32 protein-coding genes are annotated in these 21,227 nt (G+C 30.1%); 2 read left to right on the top strand and 30 right to left on the bottom strand.

Features of this window, described 5'->3' with window-relative positions:
- The first annotated feature begins 258 nt into the window (after positions 1 to 258).
- Positions 259 to 1,116, top strand: a complete 858-nt coding sequence (locus NG918_RS05320; RefSeq protein ID WP_252215065.1) for a YitT family protein — start codon at positions 259 to 261, stop codon at positions 1,114 to 1,116.
- 134 nt (positions 1,117 to 1,250) lie between these two features.
- On the opposite strand, the gene NG918_RS05325 is transcribed toward NG918_RS05320, so the two are convergent.
- Both NG918_RS05325 and NG918_RS05330 read right to left on the bottom strand, forming a co-directional pair.
- Positions 1,251 to 1,808, bottom strand: a complete 558-nt coding sequence (locus NG918_RS05325; protein WP_252225149.1) for a Fe-S-containing hydro-lyase — start codon at positions 1,806 to 1,808, stop codon at positions 1,251 to 1,253.
- 27 nt (positions 1,809 to 1,835) lie between these two features.
- Positions 1,836 to 2,678 carry a fumarate hydratase gene (locus NG918_RS05330; RefSeq protein ID WP_252215062.1) on the bottom strand — a complete coding sequence of 281 codons (843 nt, stop codon included), beginning with the start codon at positions 2,676 to 2,678 and terminating at the stop codon, positions 1,836 to 1,838.
- A 134-nt stretch (positions 2,679 to 2,812) separates the two neighbouring features.
- On the opposite strand from NG918_RS05330, the gene NG918_RS05335 reads away from it, so the two are divergent.
- The gene (locus NG918_RS05335) at positions 2,813 to 3,583 is read left to right on the top strand and encodes a hypothetical protein (RefSeq protein WP_252225152.1); all 771 of its coding nucleotides are present in this window, start codon (positions 2,813 to 2,815) and stop codon (positions 3,581 to 3,583) included.
- A 97-nt stretch (positions 3,584 to 3,680) separates the two neighbouring features.
- On the opposite strand, the gene cwlD is transcribed toward NG918_RS05335, so the two are convergent.
- The 28 genes from cwlD to rplX all read right to left on the bottom strand — a co-directional run bounded on the left by cwlD (position 3,681) and on the right by rplX (position 21,226).
- A complete protein-coding gene (cwlD, locus tag NG918_RS05340) occupies positions 3,681 to 4,346 on the bottom strand; it encodes an N-acetylmuramoyl-L-alanine amidase CwlD (protein ID WP_252215058.1) in 666 nt (221 codons plus the stop codon).
- 134 nt (positions 4,347 to 4,480) lie between these two features.
- On the bottom strand, positions 4,481 to 6,094 hold the full coding sequence (locus tag NG918_RS05345; protein ID WP_434062237.1) for a Na/Pi cotransporter family protein: 1,614 nt from the start codon (positions 6,092 to 6,094) through the stop codon (positions 4,481 to 4,483).
- A gap of 329 nt (positions 6,095 to 6,423) precedes the next feature.
- Positions 6,424 to 6,816 (bottom strand): 30S ribosomal protein S9, encoded by a 393-nt coding sequence (gene rpsI / locus NG918_RS05350; RefSeq protein ID WP_090090856.1) that lies wholly within the window; start codon positions 6,814 to 6,816, stop codon positions 6,424 to 6,426.
- Between the two features lie 27 nt (positions 6,817 to 6,843).
- On the bottom strand, positions 6,844 to 7,278 hold the full coding sequence (gene rplM / locus NG918_RS05355; RefSeq protein WP_252225154.1) for a 50S ribosomal protein L13: 435 nt from the start codon (positions 7,276 to 7,278) through the stop codon (positions 6,844 to 6,846).
- A gap of 158 nt (positions 7,279 to 7,436) precedes the next feature.
- Positions 7,437 to 8,171, bottom strand: coding sequence for a tRNA pseudouridine(38-40) synthase TruA (gene truA, locus NG918_RS05360; RefSeq protein WP_252215054.1), 735 nt, complete (start codon positions 8,169 to 8,171; stop codon positions 7,437 to 7,439).
- Positions 8,172 to 8,187: 16 nt separating this feature from the next.
- Positions 8,188 to 8,991, bottom strand: coding sequence for an energy-coupling factor transporter transmembrane component T family protein (locus NG918_RS05365; protein ID WP_252215052.1), 804 nt, complete (start codon positions 8,989 to 8,991; stop codon positions 8,188 to 8,190).
- Between the two features lie 85 nt (positions 8,992 to 9,076).
- Positions 9,077 to 9,943 carry an energy-coupling factor transporter ATPase gene (locus NG918_RS05370; protein ID WP_252215050.1) on the bottom strand — a complete coding sequence of 289 codons (867 nt, stop codon included), beginning with the start codon at positions 9,941 to 9,943 and terminating at the stop codon, positions 9,077 to 9,079.
- Complete coding sequence (locus NG918_RS05375) at positions 9,928 to 10,779, bottom strand: energy-coupling factor transporter ATPase (RefSeq protein WP_252215045.1); 852 nt, start codon at positions 10,777 to 10,779, stop codon at positions 9,928 to 9,930. Before NG918_RS05375 ends, NG918_RS05370 begins: the two co-directional genes overlap by 16 nt.
- A 254-nt stretch (positions 10,780 to 11,033) precedes the next feature.
- Positions 11,034 to 11,375 (bottom strand): 50S ribosomal protein L17, encoded by a 342-nt coding sequence (gene rplQ, locus NG918_RS05380; protein ID WP_252215042.1) that lies wholly within the window; start codon positions 11,373 to 11,375, stop codon positions 11,034 to 11,036.
- Positions 11,376 to 11,387: 12 nt separating this feature from the next.
- A complete protein-coding gene (locus NG918_RS05385) occupies positions 11,388 to 12,335 on the bottom strand; it encodes a DNA-directed RNA polymerase subunit alpha (protein WP_252215040.1) in 948 nt (315 codons plus the stop codon).
- Between the two features lie 111 nt (positions 12,336 to 12,446).
- Positions 12,447 to 13,067: a 30S ribosomal protein S4 gene (rpsD, locus tag NG918_RS05390; RefSeq protein ID WP_252215036.1), complete on the bottom strand. Its 621-nt coding sequence runs from the start codon at positions 13,065 to 13,067 to the stop codon at positions 12,447 to 12,449.
- A gap of 26 nt (positions 13,068 to 13,093) precedes the next feature.
- On the bottom strand, positions 13,094 to 13,486 hold the full coding sequence (gene rpsK / locus NG918_RS05395; RefSeq protein WP_252215034.1) for a 30S ribosomal protein S11: 393 nt from the start codon (positions 13,484 to 13,486) through the stop codon (positions 13,094 to 13,096).
- Positions 13,487 to 13,505: 19 nt separating this feature from the next.
- Positions 13,506 to 13,874 carry a 30S ribosomal protein S13 gene (rpsM, locus tag NG918_RS05400; RefSeq protein ID WP_003372942.1) on the bottom strand — a complete coding sequence of 123 codons (369 nt, stop codon included), beginning with the start codon at positions 13,872 to 13,874 and terminating at the stop codon, positions 13,506 to 13,508.
- Positions 13,875 to 14,079: 205 nt separating this feature from the next.
- Complete coding sequence (rpmJ, locus tag NG918_RS05405) at positions 14,080 to 14,193, bottom strand: 50S ribosomal protein L36 (protein WP_003373491.1); 114 nt, start codon at positions 14,191 to 14,193, stop codon at positions 14,080 to 14,082.
- Between the two features lie 53 nt (positions 14,194 to 14,246).
- The gene (infA, locus tag NG918_RS05410; RefSeq protein ID WP_002582630.1) at positions 14,247 to 14,465 is read right to left on the bottom strand and encodes a translation initiation factor IF-1; all 219 of its coding nucleotides are present in this window, start codon (positions 14,463 to 14,465) and stop codon (positions 14,247 to 14,249) included.
- A gap of 7 nt (positions 14,466 to 14,472) precedes the next feature.
- Positions 14,473 to 14,754, bottom strand: a complete 282-nt coding sequence (locus tag NG918_RS05415) for a KOW domain-containing RNA-binding protein (protein WP_252215031.1) — start codon at positions 14,752 to 14,754, stop codon at positions 14,473 to 14,475.
- An 88-nt stretch (positions 14,755 to 14,842) separates the two neighbouring features.
- Entirely contained in the window at positions 14,843 to 15,592 is a 750-nt protein-coding gene (gene map, locus NG918_RS05420; RefSeq protein ID WP_252215028.1) for a type I methionyl aminopeptidase, read from the bottom strand.
- 3 nt (positions 15,593 to 15,595) lie between these two features.
- Positions 15,596 to 16,243, bottom strand: a complete 648-nt coding sequence (locus NG918_RS05425) for an adenylate kinase (RefSeq protein ID WP_252215026.1) — start codon at positions 16,241 to 16,243, stop codon at positions 15,596 to 15,598.
- Positions 16,244 to 16,268: 25 nt separating this feature from the next.
- Positions 16,269 to 17,549: a preprotein translocase subunit SecY gene (gene secY, locus NG918_RS05430; protein ID WP_252215024.1), complete on the bottom strand. Its 1,281-nt coding sequence runs from the start codon at positions 17,547 to 17,549 to the stop codon at positions 16,269 to 16,271.
- A gap of 1 nt (position 17,550) precedes the next feature.
- Positions 17,551 to 17,991, bottom strand: a complete 441-nt coding sequence (gene rplO / locus NG918_RS05435) for a 50S ribosomal protein L15 (RefSeq protein WP_252215022.1) — start codon at positions 17,989 to 17,991, stop codon at positions 17,551 to 17,553.
- Between the two features lie 23 nt (positions 17,992 to 18,014).
- Positions 18,015 to 18,194, bottom strand: a complete 180-nt coding sequence (gene rpmD, locus NG918_RS05440) for a 50S ribosomal protein L30 (protein ID WP_003372301.1) — start codon at positions 18,192 to 18,194, stop codon at positions 18,015 to 18,017.
- Between the two features lie 11 nt (positions 18,195 to 18,205).
- A complete protein-coding gene (gene rpsE / locus NG918_RS05445) occupies positions 18,206 to 18,703 on the bottom strand; it encodes a 30S ribosomal protein S5 (RefSeq protein WP_003373238.1) in 498 nt (165 codons plus the stop codon).
- Between the two features lie 19 nt (positions 18,704 to 18,722).
- Complete coding sequence (gene rplR, locus NG918_RS05450) at positions 18,723 to 19,082, bottom strand: 50S ribosomal protein L18 (protein WP_003369785.1); 360 nt, start codon at positions 19,080 to 19,082, stop codon at positions 18,723 to 18,725.
- An 18-nt stretch (positions 19,083 to 19,100) separates the two neighbouring features.
- The gene (gene rplF / locus NG918_RS05455) at positions 19,101 to 19,643 is read right to left on the bottom strand and encodes a 50S ribosomal protein L6 (protein WP_252215020.1); all 543 of its coding nucleotides are present in this window, start codon (positions 19,641 to 19,643) and stop codon (positions 19,101 to 19,103) included.
- A 72-nt stretch (positions 19,644 to 19,715) separates the two neighbouring features.
- Entirely contained in the window at positions 19,716 to 20,114 is a 399-nt protein-coding gene (gene rpsH, locus NG918_RS05460; RefSeq protein ID WP_003372441.1) for a 30S ribosomal protein S8, read from the bottom strand.
- Positions 20,115 to 20,146: 32 nt separating this feature from the next.
- On the bottom strand, positions 20,147 to 20,332 hold the full coding sequence (locus tag NG918_RS05465) for a type Z 30S ribosomal protein S14 (protein ID WP_003372253.1): 186 nt from the start codon (positions 20,330 to 20,332) through the stop codon (positions 20,147 to 20,149).
- A gap of 16 nt (positions 20,333 to 20,348) precedes the next feature.
- Positions 20,349 to 20,888, bottom strand: a complete 540-nt coding sequence (rplE, locus tag NG918_RS05470; protein ID WP_003374539.1) for a 50S ribosomal protein L5 — start codon at positions 20,886 to 20,888, stop codon at positions 20,349 to 20,351.
- A gap of 23 nt (positions 20,889 to 20,911) precedes the next feature.
- Positions 20,912 to 21,226, bottom strand: a complete 315-nt coding sequence (rplX, locus tag NG918_RS05475; protein WP_252215018.1) for a 50S ribosomal protein L24 — start codon at positions 21,224 to 21,226, stop codon at positions 20,912 to 20,914.
- Between the last annotated feature and the right edge of the window lies 1 nt (position 21,227).

Genomic DNA, 21,227 nt, shown 5'->3' on the forward strand with positions numbered 1-21,227 from the left:
AACACTCTGCTAAAACATATTTTAAATAAATATTGATCTTTTATTATAATAGTAGGATTACACTATATTAAAATGTTAATATTATTTTAAAACAAATTAATTTATAAAAACATTATCTATTATAATATATATGTTTTCAATTATTACTAAACATTATTGTAAAAAATATGTTATCTTATATAAATAACTTGATTTTTATTATAATAAAGTGTATTAATATTTATTGGACTTAATTATATATTTAAAGGAGTAATTTTGATGAGCAAAATTAGCAAATATAAGAACCTAATCATGGATACCTTAATTATTTTTTTAGGATGTTTTATAGCCTCTTTAGGCGTAAATTTATTCCTATCTCATGCTAAGCTATTAAGTGGAGGGGCTACAGGACTTGCTCTTATACTAGAATATACAATGGGATTACCATCAGGTATTGTTGTCTTTGTTATAAACATTCCACTTTTATTACTAAGTTATAAAAAATTAGATAGAAATTTCACTATATACACAACAATAGGAATGATTTCTCTATCATTGTCATTAATGTTAACAAGACCATTTACAAATATTATTTATGTAAATGATATTCTTCTTTATTGTATCTATGGTGGTGTTTTATGTGGAATAGGATATGGATTAGTCTTTCTAAGACATGGTTCTACTGGTGGAACAGATGTAATAACTATGCTTATAAGAAAAAAATACTCGAATTTTAATATTGGTAGCTTAGGTTTTGCATTAAACTGTATTATCATTATAATTGGAGCAATCATATTTGGATTACCTCAAGCACTTTATACACTTATATCATTATTTACTCAAAGTATTGTGTTAGATAAAATGTTAAAAGGATTTAGCAGTAAAAAATTACTTCTTATTTTAACTGAGAAAGAGCAAGAAGTTATAAACTATGTTATAACTGATTTGCATAGAGGGATAACATCTTTATTTGCTGAAGGAGAATATACTCATAATAAAAAGAAAATGCTTTACTGTATAGTTACAACTCGACAAATGCTTGATTTAAAAACATCTATTCATTACATAGATCCAGCTGCTTTTATTACTATAGTAGATATATCTGAAGTTAAAGGTAGAGGCTTTATAAATTTATAATATTAAATAGACAGGTTAAGTAAATTTGTTAATCCTGTCTATTATTTTTTATCTTAATATGTTTATAGTTGACTAAGTAATTAAACTTAGTAATACTAAAAATGCTTATAAAAACATTGTCTTAAAACAAATCCTTATTTCAAAGTACCTAAATAATCTTTTTGACCAATTTCGTAAAGATTATTTCCTTCAGAATCAATAATCACAACTAAAGGCATATCTTTAACTTCCATTTTCCTTATTGCTTCAGCCCCTAAATCTTCATACGCAATTATTTCTGACTTAACTATACTTTTAGCTATTAATGCAGCAGCTCCTCCAATGGCACCAAAGTATATAGCGTCATTTTTTTTAATAGATTCTATAACTTCTTCATTTCTTGCGCCTTTACCTATCATACCTTTTAATCCTAATTCTAACAGCCTTGGTGCATATGAATCCATCCTATAACTAGTTGTAGGTCCTGCTGATCCTATAACGCTTCCTGGTTTCGCTGGAGATGGTCCAACATAATATATTATTTCATTATCTATATTTAAAGGTAATTTCTCATCTTTATCTAATAATTCAATTAATCTTTTATGAGCAGCATCTCTAGCTGAATAAATTATTCCACTTAGCAAAACAGTATCACCTGCTTTTAATTTCAAAGTTTTTTCTGATGTAAGAGGTGTATGTAGTTTGATTTCCATATTTTTTCTTCCCCCATTATATAATATCTATATTATTATTTCTTTATGTCTTGTTGCATGACAATTTATATTTACTGCAACTGGAAGTCCTGCAATATGAGTTGGATATATTTCTATATTTAATCCCAATGCTGTAGTTCTTCCTCCAAACCCTTGAGGTCCTATTCCCAATTTATTTACTTTTTCTAATAATTCTATCTCTAATTCTTTATAATACTCATCATTATTTCTTACATTTATAGGTCTTAATAATGCTTTTTTAGCTAAATAAGCTGCTTTATCAAAAGTTCCACCTATTCCAACACCAATTACCATTGGAGGACATGGATTCGGTCCTGCCTGTTTAATAACTTCTAAAATAAATTTTTTAACACCATCTACTCCATCTGATGGTTTTAGCATAGCTATTTTACTCATATTTTCAGATCCAAAACCTTTTGGTGCAACAGTTATCTTTATTTTATTTCCGGGCACTATATCATAATAAATTACAGCTGGAGTATTATCATTTGTATTAATTCTTCTTAATGGATCATTTACTACTGATTTTCTTAAAAATCCTTCTTCATAGCCTCTTTTTACTCCTTCATTAATAGCTTCACTTAAATTACCTCCAATTAAATGAACATCTTGACCCAATTCCACAAAAACACATGCCATTCCTGTATCTTGACACATAGGCATATGTTCTTTATCTGCAATTTCTGAATTTATAATTATCTTGTCTAAAATATCTTCTGCTAGATTCCATGTCTCTTTATCTTTAGAGTCTTTCAATGCTTGTCTTATGTCTTCCCCAAGGAAATAATTTGCTTTAATACACAATTCTTTTACAGCTTCTCTAATGCAGCTTACATTAACTTCTCTCATAATCACAACTCCTATAAATCTTTTATTAATTATAAGTTTAATTTTATTTTTATTTATTTACAACAATAAAAATCTCATATTTTCAAATTTGCACTACTATAATTAAACATAATACTTTATTAAGGAGTTACAAAATGAATAATATTGATTTGAACAAAATAATCAGAAATGTTATTTATATTCTAACTATATTTTTAACTGGTCTTATTTTATACAATAGTATTTTATTGTTAAATGATATTTTTTTTCATAAAACTTCTTATAAAAATAGTCTCCGTGTTGAAAAAATAGTAACAGATGATGTTTATGATGTTTTTAACATCAATTCATCATATAAAATAAAATTTAAAGAGAATGATATAAATAAATTGCCTTCAATATCAAAATCTGAAATATTAATACTAAATTACGATCCAATAATTCATCAATCCAATTACTCTGCTATATTTTTTAATAATGACTTTATTAATGATTCATCCATGGAAATTATATCTTATGTTAATGAAAATGATTTTCCAAATATAACTTTTCTAGAATATGAAAAATTAAAGAATGAATTTAATAATAACTGCATTGATACTATATCAATAATAGATATTGACTTTAATTTTTCAAACTTCCTTTATTACAATAATGAATATCATCATTTTAATAATGGGACTCAAACTATTGATTCATCTACTAAACTTCCAATAACATATAAAAATATTGTAATAGATGCTAGTTCTCAAAAAGAAAATACTTTCTATGTATACTCTGGCGGATTATTCAAAGAATTTAAGAAAGACTCTTCTATATATTTAACAAAAGGAAAAACTTTTTGGATAACCTTAAATAACGATTCTAAAATCTCTTATAATTTTTCTGATGTAGAAAATAAACTAAAAAAAAGTCAGGATAACTAATAATATAATCACCATTTCCAAACTGTATACTTATTAAAGATTTACAAATACAATATCTCAAAATGACTATTTTATCATTTTGAGATATTCAATTTACCTACTTATTATCATTTTCAAAATAAGAATTAACTGAATCTAAAATACTCTTAGCTATTTTTTCTTGATGCTCATCACTTTTTAGATTTTGTTCCTCTTTATTGTTAGATAAAAAACCACATTCTACTAATACGCATGCTCCATCATAACCATCTCTTAAGATTCTATATTGATCTTTTGCAGCTTTAGCAACTCTTTTATTTCCGTCATCTATATTAGCTTTTAATGAATTTTGTATATTATCGGCTAAAAGTTTACTTTTTTCATTGTTTGAATACCATACTTGTGCTCCAAAACATTTAGGTTGTGGAAACATATTTTGATGAATAGATATAAATACTTCACAGTTCTTTTCTTTTTTCATTTTGCATCTTGCATTTAAATCATTTACCTTTTTCCTATCTAATTCTGAATCACTTTCCCTAGTTAAATAAACAGTATATCCTGAACTTTCTAATTGATCTTTTAGCTTTGAACTTATAGATAGATTTATATCTTTTTCAACAGTTCCATTTTTTGACTTTGCTCCACCGTCTATACCACCATGACCTGGATCTATTAAAATCACATGATTTGATTTACTACTCTCTTCTGCTAATACTCTTGTTGGCATTCCAACTATAAGAAATATTACACAAAAGATAAATAACATTCTTCTAATTTTCATAGATGATACCTCCCATTAAATAAAAACTCTTATACAGAGTATTATTTGTTACATGAATTTTATTTATTCAAATAATATAGAATAAAAAAACACACCAAATAATATTTAAAATTATTATTTGATGTGTTATAAAATTATTTATAATTTTCTATTACACTTTCAGCAATATTAGTTGAATGATCTCCTATACGCTCAAAATTATTAACTAAGTCTAAGAAAATAGCTCCTGCATAAGCATTACATTTTTCTTCATAAAGTCTCTTTATATGCTTGTCTCTATAAGTTTTTTGGTAAGTATCTATTTTTCTTTCAACTTCAATAATAGTTTTTGCTTTTTCGAAATCTCTTGTTGCATATGAATCAATTGCAATTTCTAATGCTTCAACTGTAGTATTATATATATCGTATAATTCTCCTATAGCTTCTTCACTGTACTTAAGCTTTTTATGTATTTTTTGGTTCGCTAATTCTGCAATATTTCTAGCATGATCACCTATTCTTTCAATATCTATAATTACATGGAATGTAGATGCTACTATACCTTTTTCTTTATCTGATAAATCACACTTAGAAAGTTTAACTAAATATGCAGTTATGCTTTCTTCCAAAATATTAATTATCTCTTCGTTTTCATAAACTTGTTTAACTAATGTATCATCATTATCAATAAATGATTTCATAGATAATTCTAAATTTTTTCTAGCCTTATTAGCCATTCTTATAGTTTCTTTTATAACTTGTCCTGCTGCAATAACAGGAGTTTCTAAAAGTCTATTATCTATGTATTTAGGTCCTTTTTTCTCTATTTCATCTTCACCTGGTATTATTTTATTTATAAGAATTATTATGTATTTATTAAGAGGTAATAGTATTGCTGTATTTACTAAATTAAAAACTGTATGAGCATTAGCAATTTGTCTACTTACATCAGTACTAGTTGTAGATACAAAATCTCCAAGTACTCCTAAAAACGGTAGGAATATAATTGTACCTGTAATATTAAATACCAAATGTAGCATTGCTGCTTTATGTGCTGTCTTGTTAGTTCCAACACTTGCAATCATTGCTGTTATACATGTCCCTATATTACATCCAAATATAATAGGTAAAGCTACTGTTATATCTATAGCATTTGCAGTAGCTAATGCTACTAATATTCCTGTTGTTGCTGATGAACTTTGAAGTATTGCTGTTATTGCTGTTCCCGCAATTACTCCTATAAACCAATTATCTCCAATAGATGCTATAGCATCTGAAAAGAAAGGAGTATTTGTTAATGGTTTCATAGAAGCACTCATTATACCCATTCCTGTAAATAGTATACCGAAACCTAAAACTATGTTTCCAATATCTTTTCTCTTTTTTCCTCTTGCAAACATAACCATAGCAGCTCCAATAAACACAAATATAGGTGCTATTTCATCTAATTTAAATGATACCAATTGAGCTGTTATTGTTGTTCCTATATTAGCTCCCATTATAATTCCTGCTGCTTGAGCTAAATTCATAAGTCCTGCATTAACGAATCCCACTACCATAACTGTAGTTGCACTACTACTTTGAATTACAGCTGTAACTACTGCTCCAATAAAAACAGCAGATATTGGATTACTTGTTACTTTTTCAAGAATGTTTTTAAGACCATCTCCTGCTGCATTTTCTAGCCCGTCACCCATTAATTTCATACCATAAATAAATAAGCCTAAGCCACCCATTAATTTTATTATAACCATTATTATAGATTCCAAATTATTTGTCCCCTTCACTTATTTTATTTATCAACATTTTTAGTGTACCTGATTTTTTACATTATGTTAATATTTTAGAGTGATTTTTAACCTAGTTTTAATATACAAATTGATTTTTTTATTAAATTTAGTATAAAATTTAATCTTTTTATATAATATTGAATCTTTTTGGAATTTTCAAACAAAGATATCTTATGTATATCATGATTTTTTATGACATACTTTCTTGCTATAAAATTTAATTGCAAATTTTAATTATAATTTATTAATGAAGATAAAAAAAAGGAAGAGAAATAATTCCTCCCCCTTTTTTTGCAAGATATAAATTCCTATCTCTTTGAGAATTGTGGAGCTCTTCTTGCTTTCTTAAGACCGTATTTCTTTCTTTCCTTCATTCTAGGATCTCTAGTTAAGAATCCAGCCTTCTTTAATTCTGGTTTTAAAGCTTCATCAGATTTAACTAATGCTCTAGTTATACCGTGTCTTATAGCTCCTGCTTGACCTGTAAATCCACCACCGTGAACATTTACTAAAACATCAAACTTATCTTTAGTTCCAGTTAAAACTAATGGTTGGTTAACTATTACTCTTAAAGTTTCTAAACCGAAGAATGTTTCGATTTCTCTTTTATTTATAACAACTTTACCGTTTCCTGGTACAAGTCTAACTCTTGCAACTGATTTCTTTCTTCTTCCAGTACCCATGTATTGAACTTTTGCCATTTTCTATTTCCTCCTCCCGAGATCTTATTAGTACTTTAATTCTAGTACTTCTGGTTTTTGAGCTGCATGATTATGTTCAGCACCTCTGTATACATTTAATTTCTTTAGCATTTGTCTTCCTAATACTCCCTTTGGAAGCATTCTTCTTACAGCTTCTTCAAAAGCGAATTCAGGCTTCTTAGCTAATACTTCTCTATAAGGAGTTTCCTTTAATCCACCTGGATAAAAACTATGCTTTCTTAACATTTTTTGATCTAACTTTTTACCAGTTAAAACAACCTCTTCTGCATTGATTACTATAACGAAATCTCCGCAATCAACATTTGGTGTAAATGTTGGTTTATTTTTTCCTCTTAAAATTGAAGCAACTTGGCTAGCAACTCTTCCTAGTGGCTTACCAGCAGCATCAACAACATACCATTTTCTTTCAACTTCTTGTGCTTTCGCAATGTATGATTTCATCTCTTTCCCTCCCTGAACTTACATTATGGCATACTTTTATTTTTGTACGCACTTTTATGTCAAGACCCGGGGCTAGTGGATCTTATATACATAAATCTTTTAACAAACAAACTTATTATAATACACGCTTACGGGCGTGTCAATGTTTTTTGCAATATTTAATAAAAAACTTTTTCTAAAACCAAACCATTAGGTGGCACACACATTCCTGCTCTCTTTCTAATGCCATCATTTATTATATTATCAACTTCTTCAAGTTTTGTTTTTCCTGTTCCAACATTAATTAATGTACCTACTATTATTCTCACCATATTATACAAAAAGCCATCAGCACTTATAAAAATTTTAATAATATTTTTATTTTCTTCTATGTAAAAATCAGTTATAGTTCTAACTGTTGTTTTGGCTGAACTTCCTGGTGACATAAAAGCCTTAAAGTCATGCTTACCTATAAAATATTCACAAGCCTTTTTCATATCTTCAACATTTAATTGTTTTCTAACATGATGTACATATTGTTTTCCAAAAGATAGCTTTTCATATCTATTAACAATAGTATAAGAATACATCTTTCCTTTAGAAGAATATCGTGCATGAAAGTCCATATCTACTTCTTCAGATTTTATTATTGCAATATCGTCAGGTAATTTAGTATTTAATGCTTCTCTAAACTTCTCACCTGGTATACTGCTATTCGTGAAGAAATTTGCTACCATAGCCTTAGCATGGACTCCACCATCTGTTCTAGAGCTTCCATTAGTTAAACTCTTTTCTCCTGTCATCTTCAAAATAGCATTTTCTAAGCAACCCTGGACAGTTCTATCTTTAACTTGCCTTTGCCAGCCACAAAAATTTGTACCATCAAATTCAATTATTAATTTTATATTTCTCATATATTTCCTCTTTAAATCATAAAATAAACCTAACAACTACACTCCATAATATAATTAATGAAAATACAACAAAAGCTATTATATCCTTAGATGTGAATTTTAATACTTTCATTCTTGTTCTTCCTGCTCCACCTCTATATCCTCTAGCCTCCATAGCCATAGCTAATTCATCTGCTCTTCTAAAAGAACTTATAAATAATGGAACTAATAACGGAACTAAGCTTTTAGCTTTATTTATTATATTTCCAGATTCAAAATCAGCACCTCTTGCTTTTTGTGCTTTCATTATCTTATCTGTTTCATCCATAAGTGTTGGAATAAATCTTAATGCAATTGTCATCATCATAGCAAGCTCATGTGCCATTTCTTTTCCTATAGGTCTTATTAACTTTTCTATTCCATCAGTTAATTCTATAGGTGATGTAGTTAATGTTAGAATTGATGTTCCAACTATTAGAAATATCAATCTTAATGCCATAAATCCTGCTAATCTAAGCCCCTCTGTATATACAGATAAAAATCCAACTTTAAATATTAATGTTTCTGAAGTACCTTTAATCATAAAAATATTTAGAACAGCTGTTAATGCAATTAATAAAAATACCGGTTTTAATCCATTAAAAATAAATCTTAATGGAATTTTTGCAATTAATATTATTGATGCTAAAAATAAAAATACAAAAGTATATCCAACAAATTTATTAATTATAAATAAACATACGATAAAAAGTATTGATATCAGTATCTTTGTTCTTGGATCTAATTTATGAATAAAAGATTCCCCTGGTATATATTGTCCTATAGTAATATCCTTTAACATACTAATTTAATTATTGCCAATAACCACTTAGTTGATATGTGCTTTGGCAAAATTCCTCCTCTCTTAATTTAAGAGTAATATTAATTTATAAATATTTATTTTTTTCTTTCAAGATTCTTAGTAATTCCTTTTTAGCCCCTTCTATTGTAAAAACATCATCTGATATTTTAAACCCTTTTTTTCTAAGTTCTCTTACCAAATATGTAACTTGAGGAACTCCTAAACCTATCTTTTCTAATTTATCTACTTCCTTGAATACTTCTGAAGGTTTCCCTTGTAATGCAACCTTACCATGATTCATAACAACTATTCTTTCAGCTATTTTAGCTACATCTTCCATACTATGACTAACCAATATAATAGTCATATTATATTCTTTATGAAGTTTAGAAATTTGTTCTAATATATCATCTCTTCCTTTAGGGTCTAATCCCGCTGTTGGTTCATCTAATATTAATGTAGTTGGCTTCATAGCAATAACACCTGCTATGGCTACTCTTCTCTTTTGTCCTCCACTTAAGTCAAAGGGAGATTGGTCTTTATATGTCTCATAATCTAATCCAACCATATTCATAGATTCAATTACTCTAGTTTTTATTTCATCTTCAGTTAATCCTAAATTTTTAGGTCCAAAAGCTATATCTTTTGCTATAGTTTCTTCAAATATTTGATATTCTGGATATTGAAATACAAGTCCAACCTTTTTTCTTACATCAGTTAGATTTATTTGTTTTTTTGTTATATCAAGCCCGTCAACGATTATAGTTCCACTTGTAGCCTCTAGCAGACCATTTAAATGTTGAATAAAAGTAGATTTTCCAGAACCTGTATGTCCAATTAATGCTACAAATTCACCATCTTTTATTTCTATATTAACATTATCCAAAGCAACTTTTTCAAAAGGTGTTTTAGGCATATATATATGTGTTAAATTTTCTACTTTAATTGACATATCGCATTCACCATCTCATCTACATTTAATATTTCTTTTGGAATGTCTATTCCTTCTTTTCTAAGTTCATAAGTTAACTCTGTAACTTGTGGTACATCCAATCCTATATTCTTCATCATTTCAACTTGTGGAAAAATTTCTTTTGGTGTTCCTTCCATTTTAACTTCCCCACCATCCATAACTACAATTCTATCTGCTTGAGCTGCTTCATCCATATAATGAGTTATTAAAACTATAGTAATACCATAATTTTCATTTATATCTTTTATAGTTTTTAAAACATCTTTTCTCCCAGATGGGTCTAGCATAGCTGTTGGCTCATCAAAAATTATACATTTAGGTTGAATTGCTAATATTCCCGCTATTGCAATTCTTTGCTTTTGACCACCTGATAAAAGATGTGGTGCATGTCTTTTATACTCACTCATTCCAACTTTTTCTAAGCTATCATCAACTCTTTTTCTTATTTCTTTTGCTTCTACGCCTAAATTTTCAGGTCCAAAAGCTACATCTTCTTCAACAATCGTTGCAACTAATTGATTATCAGGATTTTGAAAAACCATTCCCGCTCTAGATCTTATTTCCCATAAATTATTTTCATCACTAGTACTTAAACTATCTACTATTACAGTACCGCTACTTGGAGTAAGTAATGCATTCATATGTTTAGCTATAGTGGATTTACCTGATCCATTATGGCCTAATACTACTAAAAATTCCCCTTTTTTAACTTTAAGGTTAACATTTTTAAGTGCATATTTTTCTTCTCTTGAGCCTTCTTCATTTCTGATATATTTGAAGGATACATCAGTGCAATTAACCATTTCCTGATTCATTGTTTAACCTCCATAAATTATACTTACTAATACATTATACAAAACTTTAAATATAATCAAAACTTTACATAATATTACACCTTGATGTATATACATAAAATTAGCTAAGTTAATTATATAATAAAATATTGTAAGTTCAATAAAAAAATATGAAATTTTTTCTATGATTTTACAAAAAGTACTCTATAATATATTAGTTTTATATTTTTATATGTTAAAATGGGGACTAAGTTTAAACTTAATCCCCTTATTAGTTATACTAATTCAAGTATTACTACTTCAGCTCCGTCTCCTCTTCTAGGACCTTTTTTATACATTCTTGTATATCCGCCATTTCTTTCAGCGTATTTAGGAGCTACGTTATCAAATAAATTTTTAACAACTAATTCTTCTTGTATAAAAGCTAATGCCTGTCTTCTAGCATGAAGATCTCCTCTTTTTCCAAGAGTAATCATTTTTTCTGCAAGAGATCTAGTTTCCTTAGCTCTTGTTACAGTTGTTTCGATTTTGCCGTGTTTTAATAAACTTGTAACAAGATTTCTTAGCATAGCTCTTCTTTGGTCTGTAGGTAGACCTAACTTACGATAACCTGCCATGGATTTACCTCCTTACTCATCGTTTAGTTTTAAGCATAAACCTAACTCTTTAAGTTTTCTCTCAACTTCTTCTAAAGATTTCTTTCCTAGATTTCTGACTTTCATCATATCATCCATTGATTTAGTAGCAAGTTCTTGTACTGTGTTAATTCCAGCTCTCTTTAAACAGTTATATGATCTAACTGATAAATCAAGTTCTTCTACAGTCATTTCTAGTACTTTTTCTTTTTTATCTTCTTCTTTTTCTATCATTATTTCAACATCATTAGTATTATTAGTTAATGACATGAATAATTTAAAATGTTCTATAAGGATTTTAGCTGATAAACTTATAGCTTCATCAATCTTTATAGTACCATTAGTCCATATTTCTAAAGTTAATTTATCATAATCAGTAATTTGACCTACTCTCGTATTGTCAACTGTAAAATTAACTTTCTTTACTGGTGTATAAATCGAATCAACAGCTATTGCTGAAATCGGTAATTCATCACTCTTATTTTTATTTTGAGTAACATATCCTCTTCCTCTATTAACTGTTAACTCCATATAAAGTCTTCCATTATCATCTAAAGTTGCTATATGTAAATCCTTATTAACAACTTCGACATCTCCGTCAGTCTTTATATCTGCTCCAGTAACTTCTCCTGGTCCTTTAGCATCAATATAGATAACTTTAGGGCCTTCACCATTCATTCTTAAAGCTAAAGATTTAATATTAAGAATTAATTCTGTAACATCTTCTTTAACTCCTTGAACAGTAGAAAACTCATGAAGAACTCCATCGATCTTAACAGAACTAGTTGCTACTCCTGGAAGAGATGATAATAATATTCTTCTTAGGGCATTTCCTAATGTAATACCATATCCTCTTTCAAGTGGTTCAACAACGTATTTTCCATAAGTTCCGTCTTCACTAGCTTCGATACATTCTATTATTGGCTTTTCGATTTCTAACATCCACGAACCCTCCTTATATTATAAATGGCAACCTTATTTTGAGGGCAACTGATTCTATATTTGCATATCATTTGATAGATTTGCCTAACAAATATAACTTTATTCAATATATTATTTACTATATAACTCAACAATAAGTGTTTCGTTAACAGGCACATCTATATCTTCTCTTGATGGCTCTGTAACAACTTTTCCTTCATAGTTATCAACATTAGCTTCTAACCATTTTGGTAAAGTTTTTGGATTTTCTACGAAAGTCTTAAACTTTTCACTTGATCTGCTTTTTTCGCATACAGTAATTACATCATTAACTGAAACATGATATGAACAAATGTCAACCTTTTTACCATTTACTAAGAAATGTCCATGAGTAACTAATTGTCTAGCTTCATTTCTTGATGCACCATAACCTAGTCTGTAAACTACGTTATCCAATCTCATTTCTAGTAATCTAAGTAGGTTTTCACCTGTTATACCCTTCATGTGTTCAGCCTTTTCATAATATGTTCTGAATTGGCCTTCTAAAATGCCGTATATTCTTCTTGCCTTTTGTTTTTCTCTTAATTGAATGCCATAGTTTGACATTTTCTTCTTGCTTGCTCCATGTTGTCCTGGTGCGTAGCTTCTTCTAACAAAAGCACATTTATCTGTGAAACATCTATCCCCTTTAAGGAATAATTTCATACCTTCTCTTCTACATAATCTGCATGTAGCTCCAGTATATCTTGCCATTAAATTACACCTCCTATTACGTTAAATTAAACTCTTCTTCTCTTTGGTGGTCTACAACCATTGTGTGGAATTGGAGTAACATCTTTTATTAAAGTTACTTCTAACCCAGCTGCTTGTAAAGATCTTATAGCTGCTTCTCTACCTGAACCTGGACCTTTTACATAAACTTCTATACTTTTTAATCCATGTTCCATAGCTGATTTAGCTGCTGTTTCAGCTGCCATTTGAGCTGCAAATGGAGTGCTTTTTCTTGATCCTCTGAATCCAAGTGCACCTGCACTTGACCATGATAAAGCATTACCTGCTGCATCTGTTAAAGTAACTATTGAATTATTGAAAGTTGACTTTATGTGCGCTGCGCCATGCTCAACATTTTTTCTTTCTTTTCTTCTTCTAGTTTTCTTAACTTTTTGAGCCATTAGTTATTTTCCCTCCTTACTATTTCTTTTTATTAGCCATTGTTTTTTTAGGACCTTTTCTAGTTCTAGCGTTAGTTTTAGTCTTTTGACCTCTAACTGGAAGACCTCTTCTGTGTCTTATTCCTCTGTATGATCCTATTTCAACTAATCTCTTAATGTTTAAAGCAACATCTCTTCTTAAGTCACCTTCAACCATTAAGTTCTTATTTATATAAGTTCTGATTTCATTTACTTCGTCTTCTGATAAATCTTTTACTCTAGCATCAGGACTAATTCCTGTTGTAGATAAGATTTTTTGTGAAGTTGATAAACCTATCCCATAGATATAAGTTAAAGCAATTTCAACTCTTTTTTCTCTTGGTAGGTCAACACCTGCTATTCTTGCCATTAAAAATTACACCTCCTGATAATTGAAATGCATAAAAGTTTGATTTAAAAATTATATAAAAATTTTAGGCCAATAGACTTCTCTATTGCAGCCGCTCCTAAAAATCTATTGCAATTAATTAAACGACTATATAATCATATTTGACTTTTAAGAAAATGTCAATATTATTTAACCTTATAATGTAAGTTTATTGTAAAATTGATCATTAACCTTGTTTTTGCTTGTGCTTAGGATTTTCACAGATAACCATTACTCTTCCTTTTCTTTTTATTACTTTGCACTTTTCGCAAATAGGCTTAACTGATGGTCTTACTTTCATAGCTAACCCTCCTCATATTTCTGATGATAGATATAAAGTTAATTATCTCTATCTTATTTTGCTCTCCATGTAATTCTTCCTCTAGTTAAGTCATATGGAGAAAGCTCCACTGTAACCTTATCGCCTGGTAGAATTCTAATGAAGTTCATTCTTAATTTTCCTGATATATGTGCTAGAATTTTATGGCCACTTTCAAGTTCAACTTGGAACATGGCATTTGGTAAAGATTCTAGTACTGTACCTTGCATTTCTATAACATCATCTTTTGACATAAGGTAATCAACCCTCCTTAACAATGCTTCTAAGTTTTAGAAATCTCTTAATTTTTAAATCAGTACTTTTATCGCATACTTGTATAGATGATTTAAGTTGTTCATCTACTTTTTCTAATATATTTAAATGCTTAAGTTTTTTCTTCTTAGGCTTATTTACTGTTTTTGTATTTCCATTAGATAACAAAACATACTTGTCATCTAGTTGCCTAACAATAACATATAAATGTTCTATATCTCTTCCTGCTTTTGAAAGTACTATTTTCCCAATCAAGTCATTGCTTTGCAAAATTTTCACCTCGATGATTACCTTAGTAATAAATTAGCACTTAACTAAATGGTATCATGCAAATTTATAACTAAGCAACACTCTGTTTCTACTTAATAAGTGTTAATATCTCTGGTCCATCTGGCAAAATTGCAACCGTATTTTCATAATGTGCAGATAAAGTAGCATCTGCCGTTACAACTGTCCATCCATTACTTAAAGTTTTAACTTTACAGTTTCCCATATTAACCATAGGTTCTATGGCTAATACCATTCCATTAAGTAATTTAGTTCCTTTGCCTTCTCTTCCAAAGTTAGGCACTTCGGGATCTTCATGAAGTTTCCTTCCAATCCCATGACCTACGAAGTCTCTTACTACTGAGAAACCTGCTGCCTCAATGTAGTTTTGTATTTCGTGTGATATATTACCTAATCTATTTCCTTCTTTGGCATATTTTATACCTCGAAAGAAACTTTCTTTTGTTACATCTATTAATCTCTTAGCATCATTTGTAACTTCTCCAATTGGAAAGGTCCTTGCTGCATCTCCATGGAAACCATCAATGAAAGCTCCACAGTCAATACTAACTATGTCACCATCTTTTATTTTATAATTTCCTGGTATTCCATGAACTACTTGCTCATTCACAGAAATACATAGTGACGAAGGAAAACCGTATAATCCTTTAAAGGAAGGTTTCGCTCCATGCTTAGTTATAAATTCTTCTGCTACCCTGTCTAATTCTGCAGTAGTTATACCAGGCTTTATTTTTTCTTCCAATAGTAATAATGTTTCAGCTACTATTCTACCTGCTTTTCTCATTAAAGCAATTTCATCATCATTTTTGATAATAATCATGTTTTATTGCTCTCCTAATAATTTGCAAATATCTTCAAATACTTGATCAATAGCTTTTGTACCATCTACCATTGAAAGTAAATTTTTACTCTTGTAAAATTCAATTAGTGGTTGTGTTTGTTTATCATATACATCGATTCTTTCCTTTACAGTTTCAACTGTATCGTCTTTTCTTTGTACGATATCACTTCCACACAAGTTACATTTTCCATCAATTTTTGGTGGGTTAAATTTAATATGAAAACTTCCTCCACATGATGTACAAACTCTTCTGCCTGTCATTCTTTCTAATATAAACTCACTAGGTACATCAATTAATAATGCTGTATCTAATTGTTCGTTTCTATTTTCAAGGAACTCATTAAGAGCTTCAGCTTGTGCTACAGTTCTTGGGAAACCATCTAATAGATATCCTGATAAACAATCTTCTTGTTGTAATCTATCCTTAACCATATTAATTGTTACTTCGTCTGGAACCAATAAACCTTTATCCATATAGCTTTTTGCTTCCATACCAAGTGGAGTATTTTCAGAAATATTTTTTCTAAAAATGTCTCCAGTAGAAATATGGGGTATTGAATATCTATTGCTAATTGATTTTGCCTGTGTTCCTTTTCCTGCTCCTGGAGGACCTAGTAATACTATCTTCACGGGCTTCATCTCCATTTTACTTAATCTATTTTAGAAATCCTTTATAGTGACGCATTGTCATTTGTGATTCAACTTGTCTGTTGAAATCTAATGCTACACCTATAATGATTAAAAGTGCCGTTCCTGAGAAAGATATATTTTTAAATTCTGTATAATTTTGAACTATAGTTGGTGTTACTGCTAAAATAGCTGCTAATGTTCCACCTATTACTGAAACTCTATTAAGAATTCTTTCAAAATATCTTGTTGTAGCTTCTCCTGGTCTTACACCTGGTATAAATCCTGTAGATTTATGCAAGTTTTCAGCCATTTCATCTGGCTTAAACGTTATTTGTGTATAGAACCATGTGAAGAATAATGTAAGTATAGCGTATAACACTACATACATCCAACTTTCAGAATTAAAAACACATGTTTTATTAGTTAAAATCCACATTGCCCAACTTTTATTCGGAACAAAAGTAGCTATTGTTCTAGGGAAATCCATAACAGACATTGCAAATATTATTGCAATAACTGCTGACCCTATAATACTTAATGGTATGTGACTTGTTTGATTTCTCATCATTTTACTTCCGCCAACAGCTTTACCAGCATATTGAACTGGTATTCTTCTCTCAGCTAATGAGAAATAAAGTACAATAGCTAACAATGCAACAAAGAATGCTGCAAATAATGCGATCTCTATTATGCTCACATTTCCTGCTTGTTTAGAAGCAGCAATTGAACCCATAGTCATTGGAATTCTTGAAACTATATTAACAAAAATTAATATTGAAGTTCCATTTCCAATTCCATTAACAGTTAATTGATCACCTAACCACATACAGAAAGTTGATCCTACAACTAATGCAAATATTATAACTAACATTTCACTAGTCTTTATTCCTGCTGTAGCTCCACTATTAGAAATAGTTGCATATATTCCAAAAGCTAGAATAAATGATATTCCAAGTGATACATAACGAGTAGCATTCTGAATTTTCTTTCTTCCATCTTCACCCTCTTTAGAAAGTTGTTCTAATTGAGGGATGGCAACAGTTAATAATTGCATTATGATTGATGCATTAATATAAGGCATAACGCCTAATGCAAATATACTGAATCTACTAAAAGCTCCTCCTGATAATAAATCATAAAAGCTTAATAAACCGCCTGATTGGGATATGCTTTTTAGATAATCAGCATTGATTCCAGGAACAGGAATATGACTTCCCATCCTGAAAACTGCAACCAATAAGATTATCCAAAAAAATTTCTTCCTTAGTTCAGAAACCTTAAATGCGTTACGTAAAGTTTGAAGCACTTTAAATCACCTCAACTTTTCCTCCAGCTGCTTCGATCTTTTCTATTGCAGACTTTGAGAACTTACATCCTTTTACTGTTAAAGATTTTTCTAAATTTCCGTTACCAAGTATTTTTACTCCGTCTAATACCTTACTTACAACTCTTCTTTCAAGTAATACTTCTGGAGTTATCTCAGTACCATTTTCAAATATATTTAATCTATCAACATTAATACTAACGTATTTTTTAGCAAATATATTTGTAAAACCTCTCTTTGGAAGTCTTCTATATAAAGGCATTTGACCTCCTTCAAAACCCGGTCTTACTCCACCGCCTGATCTTGCATTTTGACCCTTTTCACCTTTACCAGCATTTCTTCCTAAACCAGAACCTGTACCTCTACCAACTCTTTTTGGAGCCTTCTTACTTCCAGCTGCTGGTTGTAATTCATGAAGTTTCATCTTAAGCACACCTCCTTATTTTCTTATATTTCTTCTACCTTTAATAGGTAATCAATTTTCTTTAACATACCTTTAATTTGAGGTGTTCCCTCATGTTCTACTGTAGCACGAATCTTTCTAAGACCAAGAGCATTTGCAGTAGCGATATGTTCTTTTTTTCTACCTATTAAACTCTTTACTAAAGTAATTTTTAGTTTAGCCATTGCAATACCTCCTAACCTAATATTTCTTCTACAGATTTTCCTCTTAATTTAGCTATATCTTCAGCTGTTCTTAAGCTTGCTAATCCGTTTATTGTAGCTTTAACCATGTTTTTAGGATTATTTGAACCTAATGATTTAGCTCTTACATCTTTTAAACCTGCTAATTCTAATACAGATCTTGCTGGACCTCCAGCAATAACTCCTGTACCTTGTTTAGCTGGCATTATTAGAACATTACCTGTTCCAAATTTTCCGTTGATTTGATGAGGAACAGTAGTTCCTAACATTGCAACTTCTACTAAGTTTTTCTTAGCATCTTCTATTCCTTTTTTGATTGCTTCAGGAATTTCGATAGATTTACCCATTCCAACGCCAACGTGTCCGTTTTCGTCTCCAACAACAACTAGAGCGCTGAATCTGAAGTTTCTACCACCTTTAACAACCTTAGTAACTCTGTTTATATCAACAACCTTTTCTTTAAGGTCTAGTGTACTAGGATCGATTCTCATGTATTTCCCTCCTTGTATATTAGAATTTTAAGCCTGCTTCTCTAGCGCCTTCTGCTAATTCTTGAACTCTTCCGTGGTATACATATCCACCTCTGTCGAATACTACTTCAGTAATTCCTTTTTCTATAGCTTTCTTAGCTACAGCTGCACCTACAAGTTTAGCACCTTCTTTATTTCCACCATTAGTTGAAAATTCTTTATCTAAACTTGAAGCAGCTACTATTGTAACAGCATTTACGTCATCTATAATTTGTGCGTATATATTCTTTTCACTTCTGAAAACTGAAAGTCTTGGTCTGTCAGGAGTACCAAAAACTTTCTTACGAACTCTAAGGTGACGCTTAGTTCTGCTTGCTTTTTTGTCTACCTTTTTGAACATACAGCTCACTCCTTCCTATTATTTCTTACCAGTCTTACCTTCTTTACGTCTGATCACTTCGTTTTCGAACTTGATACCCTTACCCTTATATGGTTCTGGTAATCTCCATTTTCTTATATCAGCTGCAGCAGCACCAACTTTTTCTTTGTCGATACCTTTAACAATTACTTTAGTTGCAGCAGGAGTTTCAAATGTGATTCCATCAATAGGTTCGATTTCAACTGGATGTGAATATCCAAGGTTCATTACAAGTTTCTTGCCTTGTAATTGAGCTCTATAACCAACACCAACTAATTCTAAAGTCTTTTGGTAACCTTCATTAACTCCGATTACCATGTTATTAATTAACGCTCTTGTTAAACCATGAAGAGCTCTATGAACTTTTTGATCACTTGGTCTAGTAACAATTACTTCATTGTTTTCAACTGCTATATTTATGTCTTTATGCATAGTTTTAACTAATTCACCTTTTGGACCTTTAACTGTAACAACGTTGTCTGGTGTTACAGTTACAGTTATGCCAGCAGGAACAGCTATTGGTAATCTACCAACTCTTGACATAAGTACACCTCCTGTATTATTTCTAAATTCTATATGTGAAACTATCTTGTGTTTATTTTCAAAATTTAAATACTACCAAACGTAGCAAAGAACTTCTCCACCTAAACCATCTTTTCTAGCTTCTCTATCAACCACTAGTCCTTTAGAAGTTGAAATTACTGCAACTCCTAATCCATTAAGAACCTTTGGTACTTCATCTTTTTTACAATATACTCTTAATCCTGGTTTAGAAATTCTCTTAATACCAGTTATAACTCTTTCATTATTCGCACCATATTTAAGACTAATTCTTAACATTGGTACTACTCCGTCGTTATATTCTTCAATATTCTTAATATAACCCTCTTGTAATAATATATTTGTAATTGCCTTCTTTACATTTGAAGAAGGTACTTCTACAACTTCGTGTTTTACAGCATTAGCATTTCTTACACGTGTAAGTAGATCTGCTATTGGATCTGTCATAACCATTTTTTGTGCCTCCTTTCATTACATCATGTCTATTACCAGCTTGCTTTTCTGCAACCAGGAATTTCGCCTTTATAAGCAAGTTCTCTAAAACAAATACGACATACTCCGTATTTTCTTAATACAGCATGTGGTCTTCCACATATTCTACATCTTGTATAAGCTCTAGTTTTGTATTTAGGAGTTTTACTCCACTTTTCAATAATAGCTTTACGTGCCAATATGTTTCCCTCCTTATTATTGAGCGAATGGCATTCCAAGAAATCTAAGTAATTCTCTTGCTTCTTCGTCTGTATTTGCTGTTGTAACGAAGATTATATCCATCCCTCTAACTTTATCAATCTTATCATATTCTATTTCTGGGAATATTAATTGTTCTTTTATTCCTAAAGAATAGTTTCCTCTACCATCAAATGCTTTAGCTGAAACTCCTCTGAAATCTCTTACTCTAGGTAATGCTATACTCATTAATTTATCAGCAAATTCATACATCTTTGCTTTTCTTAATGTAACTTTACATCCTAAAGCCATATTTTCTCTTATTTTAAAGTTAGCAACTGATTTTTTAGCTCTTGTTAATATTGGCTTTTGACCAGCTATTAAACTTAAATCACTAACTGCTGATTCTAAAACTTTTTGATTTTCCTTAGCTTCTCCAACACCCATGTTAATTACGATCTTTTCTAGCTTTGGAATTTCCATAACGTTCTTATATCCGAACTTTTCAATCATCGCTGGGATTACTTCTTTTGAATATTTTTCTTGAAGTCTTGTCATTTATAGTTACCTCCTTTCAGAATTTAGAATGTTTCTGAACATTTCTTACATACTCTAACTTTAGTACCATCATCTAATATTTTGTTAGCTATTCTTGTAGCATTTTTACATTTGTTACAATATAACATAACCTTAGAACTGTTAATAGCTGCTTCTCTTTCGATTATAGCACTTTCAACTTGGCTCTTATTAGCTTTTTGATGCTTTTTAACTATGTTAACTCCTTGAACAAGAACTTTTCCTGTCTTTGGATATACTTTTAAAACTTCACCAGTTTTTCCTTTATCTTTACCAGATATAACTACAACTGTATCGCTTTTTCTTACATGTACCTTCAAG

It is taken from the genome of Clostridium sp. ZBS2 (genome assembly GCF_023845855.1).
GTDB lineage: Bacteria > Bacillota > Clostridia > Clostridiales > Clostridiaceae > Clostridium > Clostridium aquiflavi.

Excerpts from the sequence above, each read along its gene's own strand:
- rpsD (WP_252215036.1), bottom strand. The coding sequence starts at position 13,067 with ATGGCAAGATATACTGGAGCTACATGCAGATTATGTAGAAGAGAAGGT.
- NG918_RS05385 (WP_252215040.1), bottom strand. The coding sequence starts at position 12,335 with ATGTTAGAAATCGAAAAGCCAATAATAGAATGTATCGAAGCTAGTGAA.
- rplM (WP_252225154.1), bottom strand. The coding sequence starts at position 7,278 with ATGAAATCATACATTGCGAAAGCACAAGAAGTTGAAAGAAAATGGTAT.
- rplR (WP_003369785.1), bottom strand. The coding sequence starts at position 19,082 with ATGTTCAAAAAGGTAGACAAAAAAGCAAGCAGAACTAAGCGTCACCTT.
- rplQ (WP_252215042.1), bottom strand. The coding sequence starts at position 11,375 with ATGGCAGGTTATCGTAAGTTAGGTCTACCTACAGACCAAAGAAGAGCT.
- rpmJ (WP_003373491.1), bottom strand. The coding sequence starts at position 14,193 with ATGAAAGTAAGACCATCAGTTAAGCCTATTTGCGAAAAGTGCAAAGTA.
- rpsM (WP_003372942.1), bottom strand. The coding sequence starts at position 13,874 with ATGGCAAGAATAGCAGGTGTTGACCTACCAAGAGAAAAAAGAGTTGAA.
- cwlD (WP_252215058.1), bottom strand. The coding sequence starts at position 4,346 with ATGAAAATTAGAAGAATGTTATTTATCTTTTGTGTAATATTTCTTATA.
- NG918_RS05330 (WP_252215062.1), bottom strand. The coding sequence starts at position 2,678 with ATGAGAGAAGTTAATGTAAGCTGCATTAGAGAAGCTGTAAAAGAATTG.
- NG918_RS05325 (WP_252225149.1), bottom strand. The coding sequence starts at position 1,808 with ATGGAAATCAAACTACATACACCTCTTACATCAGAAAAAACTTTGAAA.
- rpsI (WP_090090856.1), bottom strand. The coding sequence starts at position 6,816 with ATGGCAAAAGTTCAATACATGGGTACTGGAAGAAGAAAGAAATCAGTT.
- rplE (WP_003374539.1), bottom strand. The coding sequence starts at position 20,888 with ATGACAAGACTTCAAGAAAAATATTCAAAAGAAGTAATCCCAGCGATG.
- rpmD (WP_003372301.1), bottom strand. The coding sequence starts at position 18,194 with ATGGCTAAACTAAAAATTACTTTAGTAAAGAGTTTAATAGGTAGAAAA.
- map (WP_252215028.1), bottom strand. The coding sequence starts at position 15,592 with ATGATTATTATCAAAAATGATGATGAAATTGCTTTAATGAGAAAAGCA.
- rpsH (WP_003372441.1), bottom strand. The coding sequence starts at position 20,114 with ATGGTTATGACAGATCCAATAGCAGATCTACTTACACGTGTAAGAAAT.
- rplF (WP_252215020.1), bottom strand. The coding sequence starts at position 19,643 with ATGTCAAGAGTTGGTAGATTACCAATAGCTGTTCCTGCTGGCATAACT.
- infA (WP_002582630.1), bottom strand. The coding sequence starts at position 14,465 with ATGTCAAAAGATGATGTTATAGAAATGCAAGGTACAGTACTAGAATCT.
- NG918_RS05365 (WP_252215052.1), bottom strand. The coding sequence starts at position 8,991 with ATGTTAAAGGATATTACTATAGGACAATATATACCAGGGGAATCTTTT.
- rpsE (WP_003373238.1), bottom strand. The coding sequence starts at position 18,703 with ATGAGAATCGATCCTAGTACACTAGACCTTAAAGAAAAGGTTGTTGAT.
- NG918_RS05335 (WP_252225152.1), top strand. The coding sequence starts at position 2,813 with ATGAATAATATTGATTTGAACAAAATAATCAGAAATGTTATTTATATT.
- rpsK (WP_252215034.1), bottom strand. The coding sequence starts at position 13,486 with ATGGCTCAAAAAGTTAAGAAAACTAGAAGAAGAAAAGAAAGAAAAAAT.
- NG918_RS05370 (WP_252215050.1), bottom strand. The coding sequence starts at position 9,943 with ATGTCAATTAAAGTAGAAAATTTAACACATATATATATGCCTAAAACA.
- NG918_RS05375 (WP_252215045.1), bottom strand. The coding sequence starts at position 10,779 with ATGAATCAGGAAATGGTTAATTGCACTGATGTATCCTTCAAATATATC.
- truA (WP_252215054.1), bottom strand. The coding sequence starts at position 8,171 with ATGAGAAATATAAAATTAATAATTGAATTTGATGGTACAAATTTTTGT.
- NG918_RS05320 (WP_252215065.1), top strand. The coding sequence starts at position 259 with ATGAGCAAAATTAGCAAATATAAGAACCTAATCATGGATACCTTAATT.
- rplO (WP_252215022.1), bottom strand. The coding sequence starts at position 17,991 with ATGAAACTTCATGAATTACAACCAGCAGCTGGAAGTAAGAAGGCTCCA.